This window comes from Nonomuraea sp. MTCD27, from assembly GCF_041950495.1.
GTDB lineage: Bacteria > Actinomycetota > Actinomycetes > Streptosporangiales > Streptosporangiaceae > Nonomuraea.
The window spans coordinates 1-17,256 of record NZ_JBGNUW010000049.1 but is presented as its reverse complement, the minus strand read 5'-3'; the positions used below and the strand labels follow the sequence as shown (position 1 = coordinate 17,256).

Sequence of the window (17,256 nt, the reverse complement as noted above, 5' to 3'; positions counted from 1 at the left end):
CGCGGGGTAGGTTTTCGTCAGGAGGCGAATCGTGGCCGTCAGGATCGTCGTGAGCCCACGTGACCTTGCGGCCAGCAGGTTCGTGATGTCGCCCGCGGCCAACACGGTGGGAGCCCTCCTGGCGCTGGAACGCGGGACGTCCGCCTACGGGGTGGCGCCCTGGGCAGGGCGGGTGCGTGGGCGCTACCAGGAGCTGCTGCGGGCGCATTCGGGACTTCGGGAGGTGGCGCGGGCCGTGCGCGCCTGCCGGGGCGTGCCCGACTTTCTCGCGCTGCCGCAGTCGGGCATGGACACCGCGATCGGCGACGAGCTGGCGGCGATAAGGGACACGCCCGATGGTCTCGCGCGGGAGCAGCTCGAACGCTACGGAGCCGGGGAGGCGTTGCCGGGGGCCGAGGTGGGAGCCCGGATGGCGCGGGCGCTGCGCCTGGTGTGGGAGGAACTGGTGGAACCGGACTGGCGGACCGCGCGCGCGATCCTCGAGGCCGACGTGATCCACCGGGCCGGGCAGCTGGCCGCCTACGGCTGGTCACACGCGCTGCAGGACATCGGGCCCGATCTGCGCTGGGACGACGAGGGCTGGATCGAGCTGAGCCACATGGACGGGGCGCCGATCCGGCTGGAGGGCGCCGGACTCTGCCTGACGCCGATCGTTTACGGGGCGCAGTGGCTGTCGCTCGACCCGCCCGCGTACGCGCTCATCTACCCGGCCAGGGGCAGCGGCCGGCTGTGGTCGGATGGCCAGGTCGGCCGGGAGGAGGGCGACGGACACGCTCTCGACCGGTTGCTCGGGCGGACGAGGGCGGCGCTGCTGCGCGAGCTGTCGGCCCCCGCCGCGCCCAGCCATCTGGCGGCCGTGCTGGGGCTGAGCATGGGCGGCGTGGGGGATCACCTGGCGGTGCTAAGGGATGCGGGGCTGGTGGAGCGCGCCCGCGCGGGCCGATGGGTCCTCTACCGCCGTACCGCGCTGGGCGACGCCCTGACCGACGCCGGTCAGTGACGGTGTGAGCGAGGCCACGGGGCGGTCGGCTCCGCCGTACGCGCACACCTCCCGCAGCAGCCGCGCGTACTCCCGCAGCAGCCTTCGCGCGGTGGAGCCGTCGAACAGCGCCGTCGCGTACTCCAGCTCCGCCGACAACGAGCCGTCGAGCCGCTGTTCGACCTGGAGGGTGAGGTCGAAGCTCGACGAGCGGGCGCGCACCGGCATCGGGGTGACCTCCGCCCCGTCGAGCCGCAGCGACGCCTCCTCGGTCAGGCTGAACATGACGTCGAACAGCGGATGACGCGAGGGGTCGCGCTCGGTGCCCAGCTCGGTCACCACCCGGTCGAAGGGGACGTCCTGCTGGGCGAGGGCGGAAAGCGTCCGCTGCCTGACCCGCTCCACCAGGTCGGCGAAGCTGTCGTCCGTCAGCACCAGGCATCTGAGCGCGAGCGTGTTGACGAAGCAGCCGACCAGCGCCTCGGTCTCGGGGCGGCTCCTCCCGGCCGTCGGCGTGCCGATCACCAGGTCGTGCTGCCCGCTCCAGTCCGACAGCAGCACCGCGTACGCGGCCAGCAGCACCATGTACGGCGTGGCCCCGCACGCCCTGGCCAGCTCCCGGACGGCGTCGGCCAGTTCGGCGGGCAGGTCGAGCCGTTCCGTGGCCCCGCTGTGGTCCTGGCGGGGCGGGCGCGGCCTGTCGGTGCGCAGCTCGATCGGCGTGATGCCCGCCAGCGTGGACCGCCAGTGTGCCAGGCCGGGCGCCAGTGCCTCCTCACTCAGCCACGCGCGTTCCCACACCGCGACGTCCGCGTACTGCACGGGCAGCGGCGGCAGCATGGCCTCCTGGTCCGCGTACAGCTCGCCCAGCTCGTCGTTGATGAGCTTGAGCGACCAGCCGTCGGCGGCGATGTGATGGACGACGAGCACCAGGACGTGTTCGCTGGCGGCGAGCCGGATCAGCGCGGCCCTGAACACCGGCCCCTCGGCCAGGTCGAACGGCCGCCAGCTCGCCGACTCCACCACCTGGCGCAGGCGCAGTGCCCGCTCGCCCGGGTCGTCCAGCGTGTTCAGGTCCACCACGGGCAGGTCGGCGGGTGCGGGCGGGTCGATGTGCTGGACGGGTTCGTCGTCCACGAGCGGGTAGCGGGTCCGCAGCACCTCGTGGCGGGCGACGATCCGCTCGAGCGCCTGGCGCAGCGCGTCGGTGTCGAGCGGGCCGCGCACCCGCATGACCTGGGGGAGCTGGTATTCCGGCGTCCCCGGCCTGAGCTGGTCGAAGAACCAGAGCCTGGCCTGTGACGACGACAGCGGCACGTCCTGGCCTCGCTCGCGGGGCCGCACGTGCGGGGTTTGCGCGCGGTCGGGCACGCGCCCGGCGAGCAGCGCCGCGAGCCGGGCGATGGTGGGCTCGGCGAACAGGTCCTGCACGGTGAGGGGCACGGCCAGCGCTGCCCGCAGCCGGGAGACCAGCTGCGTGGCCAGCAAGGAGTGGCCGCCCACGGTGAAGAAGTCCTCGTGCACGCCGCGCGGCTGAGCGCCGAGCACGTCCGCCCATGCCGCGGCGACGGCGCGCTCCAGCGGGGTTCGCGGCGCCACCACCTCCGCGGGCACGTCGGCGGGCAGGTCGCGGGGCTCGGGCAGCGCGGCGCGATCCAGCTTGCCGCTCCTGGTGAACGGCAGCGCCGCCATCGGGACGAAGTACGAGGGGACCAGGAAGGCGGGCAGCCGCCGCGAGAGGTGTTCGCGCAACGTTCCAGCGTCCACGTCACCGCGGGTCACGACGTAGGCGACGAGGCGTTTGTCACCCGGTGCCACCTCGTGGGCCACGACCGCCGCGGCCGGGACGTCCGGGTGGGCGGTGAGGGCGGCTTCGATCTCGGCGGGTTCGACCCTGATGCCGCGCAGCTTGAACTGGTCGTCGACCCTGCCGAGGTAGTCGAGCACACCGTTGGGGCGCAGCCGTACCAGGTCGCCCGTGCGGTACATGCGCTCGCCCGCGCGCGGCGTGAAGGGGTCGGGGAGGAATCGCTCGGCGGTCAGCCCGGGCGCACCGGCGTAGCCGCGGGCCACGCCGAGGCCGCCGAGGTACAGCTCGCCGGTGAGGCCGGGCGGGACCCTGCGGCCCGACGGGTCCAGGACGTAGGCGCGCTGTCCGGTGATGGGGCGGCCGATCGGCGGGTGAGCCGCCCAGGCGTCCAGCGCGCGGGGGCAGATCGCGGTGGTCGCGAGGTGCGTCTCGGAGGGGCCGTAGTGGTTGCGCAGCTGCAGGGCCGAGTTCTCCAGGACCCAGCGGACGGCGGGAGTGATGCGCAACTGCTCGCCCGCCGCCGTGATCTCGCCCAGCCTCTCGGGGACCCGGCCCAGGGCGGTGTACCGGCGGCAGATCAGGTCGAGCATCGTGGGGGTGGTGAACAGGTGCTCCACCTCGCGTTCTGCCAGCCAGGCGGACAGCAGCTCCGCGTCGGCGCGCAGGTCCTGCGGGGCGACGACGACGTGTCCGCCCGTGGCGAGCGTGACGAAGATCTCCTGGAAGCTGACGTCGAAGTTGAGCGAGGTGAGCTGGGCGGTCCTGGTCCCGGTGCGCTGGTTGCGTCCCTGCCAGCGGATCAGGTTGACCAGCGCCCCGTGCGCCATGGCCACGCCCTTGGGCTCACCGGTCGAGCCCGAGGTGAAGGTGATGTAGGCCAGACCGCCGGGACGCGTCTCGGGCGCGGCGACGGGCGGCGGCGCCACGTCGGAGTCGAGGGGCACGGCTCCGGGGAAGACGCCGTCGTCCTCGCTGACCACGAGGGACGCGCCGGCCCGGCGCACCAGCGCGGCCAGCCGTTCCGGCGGGAAGGAGACGTCGAGCGGCAGATAGGCGGCCCCCGCCTTGAGCACGCCGAGCAGTGCCACCACCGCCCCCACGCCCGGCCGCACGTGGACGCCCACCACGACCTCCGGCCCCGCGCCGTTCGCCAGCAGCCGCCGGGCCAGCCGCCCTGCCCGCTCGTCCAGCTCGGCGTAGGTGAGCGTGCCCTGCTCGTCCGACACCGCGTACGCGGCAGGTGTACGGCGGGCCTGCTCGGCCACCAGCCCGTGGACCGTCGCCTGGCCGTGGTCGGGCAGTTCCGCCGCGTCCAGCCTGGCCAGCCAGGCCCGGTCGGCGGGCGTGGCCATCTCCAGGGCGTCGATCCCGGTGTCCGGTGCGGCCACGGTCAGGCTGTGCAGCAGGCGCAGGTAGTGGGCGACCAGGCGTTCGGCGGTGGAGCCGTCGAACAGGTCGGTGGAGTACTCCAGCTCCACCGACAACCCTCCCCGGCGGCTCTCCCTGACGGTGAAGACCAGGTCGAAGCGGGCCCGGCCGCTCTCCACCGGGATGGCCTCGACGGACAGGCCGTCCAGCTCCAGCTCGCCGGTCTCGGCGCCCTCGTAGGCGAACATGACCTGGAAGAGCGGGTTGCGGCCGGCTTGCCGTACCGGACGGAGGTCTTCGACCAGGCGCTCGAAGGGCACGTCGCGATGGGCGTGCGCGTCGATGGCGGTGTCGCGCACATGGCTCAGCAGTCCGGCAAGTGACGGCTCGTCCGACAGGTCGAGGCGGAGCACGAGCGTGCTGACGAAGAAGCCGATCAGCTCCTCCATCTCGGGCTCGGGGCGGTTGGCTGATGGGGAGCCGACTACCACGTCGTCGGTGCGGCAGTGGCGCCCGAGCAGGATCGCCAGGGCGGCCAGGAGCGCGGTGTAGAGCGTGACCCGCTGCTGTGCGCAGAGCCGCCGCAGGCCCGCCACGTCGTCGTCGGCTACGGCATGCTCCACGTGCGCGCCCGCGAACGTGGGCGTCGCCGGGCGGGGCCTGTCGAACGGGAGCGCGAGCGCGGACGGGGCGCCGGACAGCTGGTCGCGCCAGTAGGCCAGGGCGTGCTCGATCCTGCCGTCGGCCAGCCGCCGCCGTTCCCAGGTCGAGACGTCGGCGTAACGCACGGGCGGCGAGGGGAGCTCCGGGCAGGCTCCGGCGGACACGGCCTGGTAGGCCCGCGCAAGCTCGCCGAAGAAGACGCCCCGCGACCAGCCGTCGAAGACCAGGTGATGCCACTGGAACGAGACCAGGTGCTCCTCCTGCCCGAGCTCGGCAGCGACCACCCGCATCAGCGGCCCGCGGGTCAGGTCGAAGGGGGCCGCGGCCGCCTGGTCGAGCGACGCGCGCATGGTGAACTCCACCTGCGCCCGATCGCGCACGCGCTGCACGGGCTGCCCGTCCACCGACGGGAACACGGTGCGCAGCGGCTCGTGCCTGGCCGCGACGTGTTCCACGGCCACCCGCAGCGCGTCGACGTCCAGCGGCCCGCGTACCCGGTATTCGGCCAGGATGGTGTTGGCGTAGCCGCCCGCCTGCACCTGCTCGACGAACCACAGCCCTTCCTGACCCGGCGACAGCGGCAGGTCGCGGCCGCGGGGCGCCGGCGTGATGGGCTGTTCCCGCGGCGCTCGCGGCAGCAGGTCCCGCAGCTGGGCCGCCTGACCGGCGGGCGTCTCCTCGCGCAGCAGCACCGCCAGGGGAAGGTCGGCCTCCAACGCGGCGCGCAGCCGTGACAGCAGCCGGGCCGCCGCCAGCGAGTCGCCGCCCAGGTCGAGGAAGCGGTCGTGGATGCCGACCCGGGCGACACCGAGCACCTCGGCCCAGGCGGCGACCAGGACCCGCTCCAGGTGGTCGCGCGGCGGCGCGATCTCGCGCGAGCCGTCCACGCCGGGCTGGGGGAGGGCGTTCCTGTCCACCTTGCCGTTGGAGTTGAGCGGGAAGGCGTCCATCACCACGTAGGCCCCGGGCAGCATGTACGCGGGCAACCTGGTCGCCAGGTGTGCCCGCAGTTCCTCCCGCGGCGGAGCCTGCCCGCAAGCGGCGGTCACGTAGGCCACCAGCATCGGCGTCCCGCTCGGCCCGGGACGCGGGTGCACCACGGCCCGGCCGACTCCCGGATGCGCCGCCAGCGCGGTCTCGACCTCGCCCAGCTCGACCCGGTGTCCCCGGATCTTCACCTGGTTGTCCAGGCGGCCCAGGATCTCCACACTGCCGTCCGCGCGTTCCCTGGCCAGGTCCCCCGTCCGGTAGAGGCGGGCGCCCGGCACAGGAGCGTGCGGATCGGGCAGGAAGCACGCGGCGGTGAGGTCCGGGCGGCCCAGGTAGCCGCGGGCCAGCCCGCTCCCGCCGATGTACAGCTCGCCCGCCGTCCCGCGCGGCACCGGACGCAGCAGCTCGTCCAGCACGTGGATCCGCGTCTCGCGCACGGGCTGCCACTCGGCGACGCCGCCGTCGCGGTTCAGCAGGGCCGTGCTGGACCACACCGTCGTCTCGGTGGGGCCGTACACGTCCCACGCGGCGGCGGAGCCCTCCGCCAGCCACCGCGCGAGATCCGGCGGCAGGCTCTCCCCGCCGCACAGCGCCAGGAACCCCTCGGGGGGCCGGAATCCGGTGTCGCGCAGTATGTGCCAGGTGGCGGGCGTCGCCTGCAACACCGGGTGGGAGACGCCACGGATGGTCTCGGCCAGCCGTACTGGATCGGCGGCCTCGTCATGTGTGGCCACGATGGTGCGGGCGCCCACGATCAGCGGGAGGAACAGCTCGATCGTGGCGATGTCGAAGGAGACCGTCGTCACCGACACCAGCCCCTGCGCCGGCCGGAGGCCCGGGCTGGACCGGAAGGAGAGCAGGACGTTCGCCAGCGCCCCGTGCGAGATCATGACGCCCTTCGGGCGGCCGGTGGAGCCCGAGGTGTAGATCACGTAGGCGAGCTCGTCCGGGTCGGGCGCCGCATACCAGCCGGGTCCCTCCAGGCTCGACAGGTCGGCGTCCGTCAGCGTCAGCAGCACCCCGGCGTCGGCTTCGATGGCGGCCAGCCGTTCGCGGGGATGGCGGGGGTCGAGCGGGACGTAGGCCGCTCCCGAGGCGAGCACCCCCAGCAGCGCGGCGACCAGGTCGGCGCCGCGCTCCACGCACACTCCGACCAGCGTTCCCTGCCCGGCGCCGCGCGCTCGCAGATGTCCCGCCACGAGACGGACGCGGTCCATCAGCTGCCGGTAGGTCATCGTGTCCTGACCCGACACCACGGCGTTCGCGTGCGGAGTGGCGGACGCCTGCTCGGCGAACAGCTGGGGCAAGGTGTCTGCGGCCATGGCTCAAGAACGTCCGCGGCCGCTATCACCTGCCTATCACCCGGCTTTCCGCCCTCCGATAGCGCCCGGACAGCTGCCGGATGGCACCCGTGCAGACGCTCCCCACGTGAACAGACCAACGCAGCTGCTCCACCGCCTGGTCGAGGAGCAAACGGCCCGCACACCCGACGCCGTGGCGGTCATCGGCGGTGACGGCACCCTCACCTACGCCGAGCTCGACCGGCGGGCGGAACGGGCCGCGGCCCGGCTGCGCGAGCTGGGCGTGCACGCCGACGACGTGGTGGCGGTCGTCATGGACAGGTCCGTGGAGACAGTGGTCGCCCTGCTGGCGACCCTGAAGGCGGGCGGCGCCTACGTGCCGATCGAGACGGCCACGCCTGCCGCGCGACGCGAGCGGATCCTGCTCGACTCGGGGGCCAAGGCCGTGTTCGCCGCACGGGACCTCGGCGGAGGGCCGCCTCGGGTGAGCCTCGAGGGTACGGCGGGCGGCTGCCTGCCCGCCGTACGGGTCGATCCCGGCAACCTGTGCGCCGTCTACTACACCTCGGGCAGCACGGGGAACCCCAAGGGCGTGGCCTGCACCCACCGGGGCTGGGTGACCAGGATGCGGTGGATGCAGCGCACCCACGCGCTGCGCCCCGGCGAGACCGTGCTGCACAAGACCACGCTGACGTTCGACGACGCCGCCGTGGAGATCTTCTGGCCGCTGATGGCGGGCGGGCGGATCGCGCTGCCGGCCCCGGGCGACCATCGTGACCCGCGCGCCATCATCGACGCCGCGATCGCCTACGAGGCGGTGCACGTGCAGTTCGTCCCCAGCGTGCTCGAGCTCTTCCTCGACGCGCTGACCCCGGCGGACGTCGCCGGGCTGGCCCGCCTTCGCACCGTGCTGTCCAGCGGCGAGGCGCTGCGCCCCGACCTGGTGCGCGCCTTCCACGAACGGTTCGGCGACCGCGTCGCGCTGGAGAACACCTGGGGCGCGACCGAGGCGTCCATCGACTCCACCCAGCACCCGTGCGGCCGCATCGACGGCGAGGTCGAGGGCGGCGTGGTCAGCCTGGGCAGGCCCATAGACGGCAACGAGGTGCACGTGCTCGGCGACGATCTCGAACGGCTCCCGCCCGGCGAGCCCGGCGAGCTCTACATCGGCGGGCACTCCCTGGCCAGGGGCTACCTGGGCGACCCCAGGCGGACCGCGGAGGCCTTCCTGCCGCACCCGTTCGTCCCGGGAGCGCGGCTCTACCGCACGGGCGACCGCGGCGTGGCGCGCGCCGACGGCTCCTTCGAGTACCTGGACAGGATCGACAGGCAGGTCAAGATCAGGGGCGTGCGGCTCGAGCTGGCCGAGGTCGAGGCGGTGCTGCGCGGCCACGACGAGGTCGTCAACGCCGCCGCGACCACCTGGGAGGCCGCGCCGGGCGACAAGCGGCTGGCCGTCTACGCGGTGCTGGAGCCGGAGGCCACCGCCACGCCGGAGACCCTGCACGGCTACCTGAGCGGGCTGCTGCCCGCCTACGCGGTGCCCAGCGCGATCAAGATCCTGGACGAGCTGCCGCTGCTGCCCAACGGCAAGCTCGACCGGCGCTCCCTGCCCGCCCCGGAGCCGGAGGCGCCCTCCGCCGGCCAGGTCGCGCCCAGGACCGTCGCGGAGCAGGCGGTGGCGGAGATCTGGCAGGACGTGCTCGGCCGCCCGAGCATCGGCGTCGAGGACGACTTCTTCGTCATCGGCGGCCACTCGCTGCTGGCCACCAAGGTCGTCAACCGCATCAGGAGCGCGTTCGGCACGGACTTCCCGCTCAGCGTCATGTTCGAAAGGCCCACCGTCGCGGGCACCGCGGCCGCGCTCGAGGAGCTCCTCGTCGCCGAGATCACCGACAACATCGGAGGACACCATGCCCGCTGACCGCTTCCAGGTCGTCGTCAACCACGAGGAGCAGTACTCCATCTGGCCCGAGGGCAAGGACCTGCCCGCCGGTTGGGCGGAGGAGGGAACCAGCGGCGACAAGCAGGCCTGCCTCGACCACATCAACGAGGTCTGGGTGGACATGCGCCCGCTCAGCCTGCGCAGGCGGATGGCGGACCAGGAGGACACCCGATGACGATCTCCGCGGCCCAGCGCGCACTCCTGGAGGAACGCCTGCGCGGCGCCTCCGCCGCCGCCGTGACCATCCCGGCCCGCCCGGAGACTGAGCCAGTACCGCTGTCGCCTGTGCAGCGGGGCCTGTGGATCGTCGATCAGTTCCTCGACGACAACGCCCTGTTCGGCACCCATCGCGCGCTGTGGCTGCGCGGCCCCCTGGACGTGGCCGCGCTGCGCGGCGCCTTCGACGACCTGGTCCGCCGCCACGAGACCCTGCGCACCACCTTCCGCCCGGGCCCCGACGGGCCGGTGCAGGAGATCCACCCGCCCTCGCCGGCCGCCTTCGACCTGGTCGACCTGGTCGACCTCCCCACCGACCTGCGCATGGAGCAGGCGCTGCGGCTGGCGGAGGACGAGGTCACAGCCTCCTTCGACCTGGCCGCCGGGCCGCTGCTGCGGGTCCTGCTCCTGCGGCTCGGCCCCGACGTCAGCCTGCTCGTCGTCAACGCCTACCACGCGCTCAGCGACGAGTGGTCCTTCGGCCTGCTCGCCACCGAACTCGGCGACCTGTACGGCTCCCGCCTGCGCGGCGCCGAGCCGAGCCTGCCGCCCCTGCCCGTCCAGTACGGCGACTACGCCCGCTGGCAGTCCGAGCGGCTGACCGGGCCGCTGCTGGCAGGCGAGCTCGGCTACTGGCGGGAAGCGCTGGCCGAGATCCCCGCGATCCTGGAACTGCCCACGGACCGGCCACGGCCGCCCACGCCGTCCTACCGGGGCGGGATCGTGCGGCGCACACTGAACCGGCGGCTCGAAGCCGGCGTACGGCGCCTGGCGGTCACGCAGGGGACCACGCTGTTCACCACGCTGCTTGCCGCCTTCTCCACCACGCTCCACCGGCTGACCGGGCAGGAGCGGTTCGCGGTGGGCTCGCCGGTGGCGGGGCGGGGACGGGCCGAGCTCGAGCCGCTGATCGGGCTGTTCGCGAACACGCTGCCGCTGCCCGCCGACCTGTCGGGGAATCCGGCCTTCGCCGAGGTGCTGCGGCGTACCCACCGGGCCGTGCTCGGCGCGCTCGACCACCAGGAGGTGACCTTCGAGCAGATCGTCGCCGACCTGAAGGTGGAACGCGAGCCGTCGCGCAACCCGGTCTTCCAGGTGATGTTCCAGTGCCTGGAGGTCGAGGAGGACTGGGCGCTGCCCGGCCTGGCGGTGGAGGAGGCCGAGGTCTACGCCGACGGCGAGAAGATGGATCTCACGCTGCTGGCCGTGGACCGCCCCGGCGGCATCAGGCTCGAGCTGTACTTCGCGCGCGACCTGTTCGACGACGGTATGGCGGAGCGCCTGCTCGGCCGGTTCGAGCGCGTGCTCGAGCAGGTCGTGTCCGACCCCGGCGTGCGAGCGGGAGACCTGGAGGTGCTGGCGCCCGCGGAGCGTGCGCTGGTGCTGGGGGAGTGGAACGCGACGGCCGCGCCGTACCCGGGGGATCGGTGCGTGCACGAGCTGTTCGAGGAGTGGGCGGCACGGACGCCCGAGGCCGTGGCGGTCACGGACGCCGACGGTGTGCCGGTGACCTATCGCGAGTTGGACGAGCGTGCGGACCGGCTGGCGGCGGCGCTGGCGACGGCGGGGGTCGGCCCGGAGCGCTTCGTGGGCGTGTGTGTCGATCACTGTGTGGAAATGCTGGTGGCGCTCCTTGGGGTGATGAAGGCGGGCGGGGCGTACGTGCCGTTGGACCCGGAGCATCCGGCCGACCGGCACGCTTTCATGCTGGCCGACACGGGCGCGGAGGTGGTGGTCACGCTGAAGCGGTGGCGTGACCGCTTCGACGGCCACGTGATCTGCGTCGGAGACGAACCGGTGTCGAGCGCCCCGGTGGTGCGGCCCTGTTCGGACAACCTGGTGTACGCGATGTACACCTCGGGGTCGACCGGTCGGCCCAAGGGCGTGATGATCAGCCACCGGCAGCTGATGAACTACCTGTGGTGGGCCATCGACGGCTACGGCCTGGACGGTGTTGACGGGGCGCCGATGGTGGGTTCGATCGCCTTCGACCTGTCGGTGCCGAACTTCTTCCTGCCGCTGATCGGCGGCAAGAGCGTGACCCTGCTGGCGGACAACGCCGCTCTGCCCGAGCTGGCCGACCTGCTGACCCGGCCGGGCGACTTCAGCCTGCTGAAGATCACGCCGGGGCATCTGGACGCCCTGCGCGGGCTGCTCGAGCCAGGCTCGGTGCGGTCGGTGCGCACGTTCGTGGTGGGCGCCGACGAGGTCCGCCCGGAAACCGTCGCCGCCTGGCAGCGGATCGCGCCCGAGGCCCGGATCATCGACGAGTACGGCCCCACGGAGACCGTGGTGGGCTGCTCGGTGTACGTGATCGGGGACGACTTCGCCCCCGCCAGGCCGGTGTCCATCGGCAAGCCGATCGCGAACACGACCATGTACGTGCTGGACCGCCATCTCAACCCGGTCCCGCCCGGCGCGATCGGCGAGCTGTACATCGGCGGAGCCGGGGTGGCCCGAGGCTATCTGGGACGGCCAGGACTGACGGCCGAGAAGTTCCTGCCCGACCCGTTCAGTGCCGAGCCGGGATCCCGCTTCTACCGCACCGGCGATCTGGCCCGGTTCCGCCCTGACGGGAACCTGGAGTTCCTCGGCCGGATCGACCACCAGGTGAAGGTGCGCGGCTACCGCATCGAGCTGGGCGAGATCGAGGCACGCCTGTTGCTGCACCCGCGCATCTCCCAGGCGGTCGCGGCGGTCCACCAGACCGGTTCCGGCCACAAGCAGCTGATCGCCTACATCGTCCCGGTGGCGGACCCGCCGAGCCCCGACGGGCTGCGCGCGTTCCTGCGCGAGACGCTGCCCGACTACATGATCCCCGGCACGATTATCACGTTGGAGGAGATGCCGCTGACCAGCGCGGGCAAGGTCGACCGCAGGCTGCTGCCCGCGCCCGCCACGGACGGCACCGCGACGGCGCCGGTCACCGCCACCGAGGCGCTGCTCGTCGACCTCTGGGAGCAGGTGCTGGGTGTGACCGGGATCGGCACCGGCGACAACTTCTTCGAGCTCGGCGGCGACTCCATCCTGACGATCGCGCTGACCGCCTCGGCCCGCGCGCACGGGCTGCACCTCACCCCTCGTCACCTGCTCCACCACCAGACCATCGCCGAACTCGCCCCCACGCTCGAACAGCTGGAAGCGGCGGAGGAAGCCGGCGAACCGTTCGCGCATTCAGGCCTGACACCCGAGGAGATCCGGAACCTTCGCGCCGACGAGAACGTGGCGGACGCCTTCCGCCTGTCGCCGCTCCAGTCCGGCATGCTCTTCCACACGCTCAGCCAGGCAGGCGAATACACCGGACTCGACGAGTACGTCATCGAGGGGCCGCTGGAGGAGAAGCTGTTCGCGGCCGCCTGGCAGCGGGTGGTGGACCGGCACGCGGCGCTGCGCAGTCGCTTCCTGTGGGAGGGGCTGACCCGTCCGGTGCAGGCCGTGCTGCGCCGGGTGGACGTGTCGCTGACCGGCGACGAGCCCTTCGACCTGAGCTCCGGCGTCCCTTACCGGATCGCGCTGCGCCAGGAGGGTCCGGATCGGCATCGGCTGTCGTGGTGGTGTCATCACATCGTGCTGGACGGCTGGAGCAAGTCGGCCGTGTTCGGCGAGGTGTTCGCGGTGTATGAGGCGTTGCGGGCGGGTGTGGAGCCGTTGTTGCCCGCGCCGGTGTCGTTCGCGGGGCATGCGCGGTGGCTGGCCGGTGTCGAGGCGGGGGCCGATGCGGCGTTCTGGCGGGACGAGCTGGCCGGGGTGACCGCGGCGACCGCGCTGCCCGCCTCGCGGCCCTCCGGCCAGGAGGGGACGGGCGAGCTGTCGCGCGTCCTGGACGCGGCCCCGCTGATCGAGCTGGCGCGGTCGCGGCGGGTGACCGTGAACGCCGTGCTGCTCGCCGCGTGGGCGCTGCTCCAGGGCCGGTTCGCAGGGGAGGACGAGGCGGTCTTCGGCGTGACCGTGGCCGGGCGCTCCGCCCCCGTGGCGGGGATCGACCGGATGGTGGGCATGGTGATGAACACCCTGCCCGTGCGGGTCCGGCTGGACGGTTCGCTCACGGTGGGCGAATGGCTGGCCGCCGTCCACGCCCAGCAGGTCGAGCTGCGGGCGCACGAGCACTCCTCACTGGTGGACGTCCACCGGCACAGCGGTGTCCCCGCCGACCAGCCGCTGTTCGAGGCCATCTTCCTCTTCGACAACGCGCTCACCGACGAGGTCTCCGCCGCCGGGCTCACCATCACCCGCGCCGTCGACGAGGGCGAGACCGGCTATCCCCTCACCCTGGACGTCGCGGCCGCGCCCGACCGGCTCACCGCCACCCTGTCCTTCCGTCGCGACCACTACGACGAGGAGACGGTCGCCCGCCTGCTCGGCCACTACGAGCACCTCCTGCACGCCATCGCGGCCGACACCGCCGCCCGGCTCGCCGACCTGGAACTGCCGACTCCGGCGGAACGGCGCACGATCATCCAGGAGTGGAACGACACCGTCGCGCCGTACCCGGCGGATCGGTGCGTGCACGAGCTGTTCGCCGAGCAGGCGCGCCGTACCCCCGAAGCGGTGGCGATCCTGGACACCGACGGCGGCCAGGTGACCTACCGGGAGCTGGACGAGCGCGCCGACCGGCTCGCGCGGCGGCTGGTCGCGCTGGGCTGCCGCGCGGAGTCGCTGGTCGCGATCTGCGCCGAGCCGGGCGCCGAGCTGGTGGCCGGGCTGCTTGGCATCCTCAAGGCCGGGGCGGCCTATGTCCCGCTCGACCCGCACCACCCCGCCGAACGGCTCGCCCACGTGATCGAGGACGCCGACCCCGCGCTGATCCTCACCACCGCGACCTGCGCGGGACAGCTGCCCGCCGGCGACCGCCCGCACCTCCGCATCGACGACGTACGGCAAGCGGACGAGGCCCCGTTGCCTGAAATCGGGCCGGACGACCTGGCCTACGTGATCTACACCTCGGGTTCGACCGGGCGCCCCAAGGGCGTCCAGGTACGGCACGGCGGCCTCGTCAACCTGCTGATCTCGATGGCCGAGCGCCTGGACTACGACCAGGGGGAGACGCTGCTGGCGGTGACCACGATCTCCTTCGACATCGCGGGACTCGAACTCTTCCTCCCGCTGATCAAGGGCGGGACGGTGGCGCTGCTGGACCGCGATGCCGCCTTCGACGGAACCCGCCTCGCGCGGGCGATCACCGGCACCGGCGCCACCGTCATGCAGGCGACGCCCACCACCTGGCAAACTCTGATCGAGGCCGGGTGGGACGGCGACAGGAGACTGCGCGCGCTCTGCGGCGGCGAGGCCATGCCGGTGCCGCTCGCCGCCGAGCTGGCACGCCGTACGGGCATCGTGTGGAACGTCTACGGCCCGACCGAGACCACGATCTGGTCGTCGGCCTGGCGGGTCGACGCCGACGCCGGGCGCGTCTCGATCGGCCGTCCCCTCGCCAACACCCAGCTGTACGTGCTGGACCGTCACCTCAACCCGGTGCCCGCGGGAGCCGTGGGCGAGCTGTACATCGGTGGCGCCGGGGTGGCGCGCGGCTATCTGGGCCGCCCGGACCTGACGGCCGACCGGTTCCTGCCCGACCCCTTCGGCGCCCACCCGGGCGCGCGGCTCTACCGGACCGGTGACCTGGCACGCTACCTGCCCGACGGCGAGCTGGAGTTCGTGGGTCGCGCCGACCACCAGGTGAAGATCCGCGGCCACCGCATCGAGCTGGGCGAGATCGAGGCCCGGCTGGCCGGGCATCCACAGGTGGCCCAGGCGGTGGTCGCGGTGCGCGAGACGGGCGGCGGGCACAGGCAGCTGATCGGCTACCTGGTCGCCGCCGGGGAGCGGCCGGCGGAAGGGGCGCTGCGCGCCTCCCTCGCCGAGACGCTGCCCGACTACATGATTCCCGCCGGATACGTCTACCTGGACGCCTTCCCGCTCACCCCCAACCTGAAGATCGACCGTGCCGCCCTGCCCGATCCCGATCACGCCTCGCGGCGCGAGGAGTACCTCGCGCCCCGCGACGATCTCGAACGGATGCTCTGCGCCATCTGGGAGGACGTCCTCGAAGCCGGGCGGATCGGCGTCCTGGACAACTTCTACGAACTCGGCGGCGACTCCCTGCACGCCATCCAGATCAGCAGCCGGGCCCGGCAGGCGGGGCTGACGTTCACCCCGCGCCAGGTGCTGCGCGCGCAGACCGTCGCCGCGCTGGCCCAGGATGAGCAGGAGGCCGTCCCCGTACCGGCGGCCGAGGTGGACCACGACCTGCTGGCCGCGGTGCGCAGGACTTGGCCGGACGCCGAGGACGTGCTGCCGCTCACGCCGCTGCAGAAGGGCATGCTGCTCCACCACGTGATCGAGCCCGACCAGTACGTGATCAGGGACGAGTACGTGATCGAGGGCGAGCTGGACCGGGGGCTGCTGATGGCGGCCTGGCAGCGGGTGGTGGACCGGCACGCGGCGCTGCGCAGTCGTTTCCTGTGGGAGGGGCTGCCGCACCCGGTGCAGGTCGTGCTGCGCCGGGTGGAGGTGCCGCTGGGTGGGGAAGGGCCCATCGATCTGGCCTCGGGAGTGCCGTACCGGATCGCGCTAAACGAGGAGGGTCCGGGCCGGCATCGGCTGTCGTGGTGGTGTCATCACATCGTGCTGGACGGCTGGAGCAAGTCGGCCGTGTTCGGCGAGGTGTTCGCGGTGTATGAGGCGTTGCGGGCGGGTGTGGAGCCGTTGTTGCCCGCGCCGGTGTCGTTCGCGGGGCATGCGCGGTGGCTGGCCGGTGTCGAGGCCGGGGCCGATGCGGCGTTCTGGCGGGACGAGCTGGCCGGGGTGACCGCGGCGACCGCGCTGCCCGCCTCGCGGCCTTCGGGTGAGCGGGGCGTCGGCGAGCTGTCACGGACGCTGGACGTGGCGCCGGTGAGTGAGCTGGCGCGGTCGCAACGGGTGACCACGAATGCCGTGCTGCTGGCCGCGTGGGCGATGCTGCAGGGCCGGTTCGCGGGGGAGGAGGAGGCGGTCTTCGGGGTGACCACGGCCGGCAGGTCGGCGCCGGTGGCGGGGATCGACCGGATGGTGGGCATGGTGATGAACACCCTGCCGGTCCGGGTGCGGCTGGACGGTTCGCTCACGGTGGGCGAGTGGCTGGCCGCCGTCCACGCCCAGCAGGTCGAGTCGCGGGCGCACGAGCACTCGTCCCTGGTGGACGTCCACCGGCTCAGCGGTGTCCCCGCCGACCAGCCGCTGTTCGAGGCCATCTTCCTGTTCGAGAACTCCTTCGTGGACGAGGTGACCACCGCCGGGCTCACCGTCAGCCCGGCGGGCAGCGGCGTGGAGACCGGCTACCCGCTGCTGGTCGACATCTCCGCCCGCGACCGGCTCACGGTGACCATGACCTACCGGCGCGACCACTACGACGAGGAGACGGTCGCCCGCCTGCTCGGCCACTACGAGCATCTCCTGCGCGCCATCGCGGCCGACCCCGCCGCCCGGCTCGCCGACCTTGAGCTGCCGACTCCGGCGGAACGGCGGACGATCATCCAGGAGTGGAACGCCACGGCCGCGCCGTACCCGGGGGATCGGTGCGTGCACGAGCTGTTCGAGGAGTGGGCGCTGCGCACGCCCGAGGCCACCGCGGTGGTCGACGCCGACGGCATCCGGGTCTCCTTCGCCGAGCTGAACGAGCGTGCGGACCGGCTGGCGGCGGCGCTGGCGACGGCGGGGGTCGGCCCGGAGCGCTTCGTGGGCGTGTGCGTCGACCACTGCGTCGAGATGCTGGTGGCGCTCCTTGGGGTGATGAAGGCGGGCGGGGCGTACGTGCCGCTGGACCCGGAGCACCCGGCCGACCGGCACGCCTTCATGCTGGCCGACACGAAGGCGCAGGTCGTGGTCACGCTGAAGCGGTGGCGTGACCGCTTCGACGGCCACGTGATCTGCGTCGGAGACGAACCGGTGTCGAGCGCCCCGGTGGTGCGGCCCTGTTCGGACAACCTGGTGTACGCGATGTACACCT

Annotated in this window: 5 protein-coding genes; 4 read left to right on the top strand and 1 reads right to left on the bottom strand. The window is 73.0% G+C overall.

Annotated elements, in window-relative coordinates:
* Positions 1-31 precede the first annotated feature (31 nt).
* Complete coding sequence (locus ACBJ59_RS61465) at positions 32-1,000, top strand: ArsR/SmtB family transcription factor (protein ID WP_375119167.1); 969 nt, start codon at positions 32-34, stop codon at positions 998-1,000.
* On the opposite strand, the gene ACBJ59_RS61460 is transcribed toward ACBJ59_RS61465, so the two are convergent.
* Positions 902-7,132: an amino acid adenylation domain-containing protein gene (locus ACBJ59_RS61460; protein WP_375119166.1), complete on the bottom strand. Its 6,231-nt coding sequence runs from the start codon at positions 7,130-7,132 to the stop codon at positions 902-904. The genes ACBJ59_RS61465 and ACBJ59_RS61460 overlap by 99 nt on opposite strands.
* A 106-nt stretch (positions 7,133-7,238) precedes the next feature.
* On the opposite strand from ACBJ59_RS61460, the gene ACBJ59_RS61455 reads away from it, so the two are divergent.
* From ACBJ59_RS61455 to ACBJ59_RS61445, 3 genes are all read left to right on the top strand, one after another.
* On the top strand, positions 7,239-9,035 hold the full coding sequence (locus ACBJ59_RS61455) for an amino acid adenylation domain-containing protein (RefSeq protein WP_375119165.1): 1,797 nt from the start codon (positions 7,239-7,241) through the stop codon (positions 9,033-9,035).
* Complete coding sequence (locus ACBJ59_RS61450; RefSeq protein ID WP_375119164.1) at positions 9,025-9,231, top strand: MbtH family protein; 207 nt, start codon at positions 9,025-9,027, stop codon at positions 9,229-9,231. The genes ACBJ59_RS61455 and ACBJ59_RS61450 overlap by 11 nt, the downstream gene beginning before the upstream one ends.
* The coding region (locus ACBJ59_RS61445) for an amino acid adenylation domain-containing protein (RefSeq protein WP_375119163.1) at positions 9,228-17,256 on the top strand (8,029 nt) is incomplete at its 3' end. The genes ACBJ59_RS61450 and ACBJ59_RS61445, both read left to right, overlap by 4 nt.

What these genes read in the sequence shown, in the direction of transcription:
- ACBJ59_RS61460 (WP_375119166.1), bottom strand. Translation starts at nt 7,132, where the DNA reads ATGGCCGCAGACACCTTGCCCCAGCTGTTCGCCGAGCAGGCGTCCGCC.
- ACBJ59_RS61450 (WP_375119164.1), top strand. Translation starts at nt 9,025, where the DNA reads ATGCCCGCTGACCGCTTCCAGGTCGTCGTCAACCACGAGGAGCAGTAC.